Genomic DNA, 3,853 nt, shown 5'->3' on the forward strand with positions numbered 1-3,853 from the left:
TGTAAAAGGTGAGCCGCTGTCAGGCCCACTCTCTGCGGGTAAAAAGAAAACCAAAGCACAAATTGAAGCCGCAGCAAAAGCTCTTCTTTTAAGCGAAGAAGAACGTGATGCTTTAGGGATTGGCAACGACGGCTACAACAGCGCGGGGTGTGATCTCAATGGCTTGGATCGGAACGGTAACCTTTGCGCCATTGAAGATATTCCTCGTATTTTCGACCCAGAAACGGGGCTTGACCAGTTTGGTTTAGGTAAAGATAATTTTAACAGTTTTGGCTGTAATTTAGAGGGGCTAGACCGGAAGGGGGAAACCTGTGACGATGCATTTATTACTCATATGCGCGGCGCAGATGGTTTTGACCAATTCGGTCTTGACTCCAAGGGGATTGGGCGCTCTGGATTGAATGAAAAAGGGGAGGATGCACAGGGATGTGATGCTGCTGGGAAAAACTGCAATACAGAAGTTTCGCCCCAGTTGACTGACAGTAGCGGTACCAATCAATTTGGCAAAAAAGCGAATGGCACTGACCGAATAAACCTCGTAAACGGATTTAACGATAGAGGGTGTAATTTGGACGGTTTGGACGCGGAAGGTAATCGTTGTGCCTTTGAAGATATCCCGCGTTTATTTAGCGAACAAGAAGAAGACCAGTTCGGTGTGAAAATCGATGGGTTTAATGATAACGGCTGCGGACTAGATGGCCTTCGTCGAGATGGGAGTATCTGCCCTCTAAACGAAATCCCTCGCATTTTTGACGGAATGATTTATGACCAGTTTTCATTAAACAGCGAGGGGAGAAACTCGGCGGGCTGTGATTTGTCAGGATTCAAAGCCGATGGGAGCAGATGCGCCCTTGAAGATATTCCTCGTATTTACGACGAAAAAGGACTCGATCAACTCGGTTTTTACAGAGACGGGTTTAATGCTAAAGGCTGTAATGTTGATGGTCTTCGAAAGGATGGCTCTCGCTGCGCCTATGAGGATGTTACAAAGATCGTTGATCCAGTGACGGGGCTTGACCAGTTTGGCTTTAACCGTGACGGCTTTAATGCCAAGGGATGCGGGTTGGATGGGGTTGGTCGTGATGGCCAAGTATGTAAAGCCGAAGATATCACCCGTATCTTTGATCAACAGACAGGAAAAGACCAGTTCGGCTTTTATGCAGATGGTTACAACGCGAATGGTTGTGACTTTTATGGGTATGACCGACAGAGCAATATATGTGAACCTGAAAAGCTGACCCGAGTTGTTTCCCGCAACAATAAAGACCAATTTCACATCGACCAAAACACCCATTTGAATGAGAATGGATGTACCATTCGTGGTCTGAAAAGAGATGGTACGCGGTGCAAGCCCGAAAATGTTGTTCAGTTCGTTAATGCCAATGGTACGGATCGATTTGGACTAACAAATGGGGTTAACGAGAACGGGTGTACCATAAACGGATTGAAAGAAGACGGAAGCCTTTGTGATCATGATGAGGTCACTCTCATTATTGATAGTGAAACCGGCAGGGATCAGTTTGGGTTGGATCCCGAAGGCTTCAATGAACATGGCTGTAATTTTGAGGGCTTGGATAAAGATGGCCACCCGTGCTCCATGAGCGAACTTACGCATATCTATAATGCCAGTGGCATAGACCAATTTGGATTGAACAAATCAAAGCTAAATGTATTTGAGTGTAACCTGCTGGGCCTTAAGCCTGATGGTACTCGCTGTTCGCAACAAGAAATAACGTCGATAAGAGGAACCGATGGGTACGACCAGTTAGGATTTGACGCCCGTGGCTTTAATTCTGAGGGTGACGATTGGGATGGGTATAACGAAGATGGTTGTGATGCCAGAAATATGCGTGCTGACGGTGTTTTTTGCGACAAAGCTATCGATTACAATCTTGACGGTACGGATGCAAAATACCTGTCGGATAGAGAAGTGCTTATCGCTGAGTGGTTGTCTAATAACAAGATCGAATACGGACAAGAGGTAGAAGCCCCTTATCTGGAAAGTCAGGTATCGTCCGAAGGTAAAGATGAGGCAGTTTCACGCGATGATTCTCCCAGACAGAACTCAACACAAGGAACGTCGTTTGCCCGGAATAATCCGTCGTCACCAAAAAGTGAAGACAAGGCTCCGGGATCGGATAAAGGGGCGGGAGCTGCTACCGAAGAAATCCGTATTCCTATGGCTTATATGACTCAAGCTTACGTATCAACGCCTGTTAATAGTGATTACACAGAAACGGTTTACGCAAAAATTACGTTTGGTGAGTTAGCTGGCGCAGTGTTAGTTGGTAACGTAGTCGTGCCTTACATTGAAGATGCCGTTATGCCGCGTGATAAATTTTACTATGAATTTAGTTCACTTATATACGAAAGGCAGACGTTCGGTATCAATGCAGTGTCGATAAACCTGTATAACGATTCAAGTATGGTTGATGCTGATGATGTTAACTACCATCGGATCCAGCGTTATGGTGGATTATTGTTGGCGTCGGCTGTCGAAGCGCTTGATGCGAGTTATTTGGACAGTGAAACTGAGAGTGACCTTGAAGATCAAGCAGAACTTTTGGATTCCATTTCAAGCTCAACCGTTGTTTATGGTCAAAACTCTCGGGAATTGGCGAAGGAAAACCTTCAAACCGCCACATCCTACGTATCCGACTTGGCCAAAGAGCAATTTACACGACGCCCAACAATAACAAGTGGCCCAGGCTTAACATTAATCGTGTTTAGGAAAGAAATGACGGATCCTCGCTTACCCTACGTACTCGTTGGTGTAGAACACTAAGAAGTATAGAAGCCACAATTCTCATTCGATAAAAAGGGCCGGTTATTAACGGCCCTTTTTCTTTCAGTTTGCAAAAAAAAATTTTTATAATGTATTATAACGAAACTTATGATGCGTGTTATCATTAAAAAAATGGAATTAATACATCATTGCATTAGCTAAAAAATTATATCTACACGGTTTGGCTAATGTAGGACAAGGAGGTGCCGCAATGCATGAAAATAACAGTAATGGGTCATCGAATGACATTTTAGATCAAGCGCTTAATGAACTCGTTGAAGCGGAAAATGCGAATATTCAGGACGTTGAAGCACGGTCCGCTAGTGACGACTGGGTTGATGCTATTTTTGACGAGACGGAACCCTCTAAAGGCAACAATCCGCAGTCCCTCTCCCCCCCTGCAGAACAAGCCGAAGAAAACGACGAGGTTGATAGGCAAGTAATAGCAGATGCTGAACGCACGTCTCAGACAGAACAATCCAAAAAAATGGAAAAAATCGAAACCGATACATCCAGTGGATTAAATGACGCTCTTGGCGAACAGGTTGATGAAACGGAGTTTCCTGACGTCCCTTTTCTTGCTGATGAAGAACACGCACTCGATGGTGGCATTGAAGAAATGCTGGATGATGCGGGGGAGTTAGACAGTATCGAGGATGTTTCAAATAAAGACGAACTCGACTCAACCATCAAACCGTCGGAAGAAACGGATGATGTTGCTAGCAACGACAATCATACGTCAGACATTAGCGGGGACGATGAGAGTACGGAGGATTACGATGAGATCCTCCAGGGAATGCTTGATAGACCCGAAGCAAACTACCACGTCAAAGGTGGAGAACAACCTCCTTTTGACCAGGATAGCGGGGGTGACATTGTTGGTGACGAAGATGAAGAAAACGATATCGATACCTTATTAGGTGGCCCGGACCTCACCGATGATGCGCAGGACGAACAAGAAGCCGCTACCGAAGAAAACGATATCGATACCTTATTAGGTGGCCCAGACCTCACCGATGATGCGCAGGACGAACAAGAAGCCGCTACCGAAGAAAACGATATCGATGC

Annotated in this window: 2 protein-coding genes; both read left to right on the top strand. The window is 45.4% G+C overall.

What is annotated here, in order from left to right; genetic code table 11:
• Window positions 1-2,785: hypothetical protein (locus tag V5298_RS01425; protein ID WP_332929677.1), on the top strand; the 2,785-nt coding region annotated here is incomplete at its 5' end.
• A gap of 211 nt (window positions 2,786-2,996) precedes the next feature.
• Window positions 2,997-3,853 (top strand): hypothetical protein (locus V5298_RS01430; RefSeq protein ID WP_332929678.1); only part of this gene is annotated, 857 nt, incomplete at its 3' end.

Origin of the sequence: Alteromonas sp. 14N.309.X.WAT.G.H12 (assembly GCF_036697315.1) — a bacterium.
In the GTDB taxonomy this organism is placed as follows: domain Bacteria; phylum Pseudomonadota; class Gammaproteobacteria; order Enterobacterales; family Alteromonadaceae; genus Alteromonas.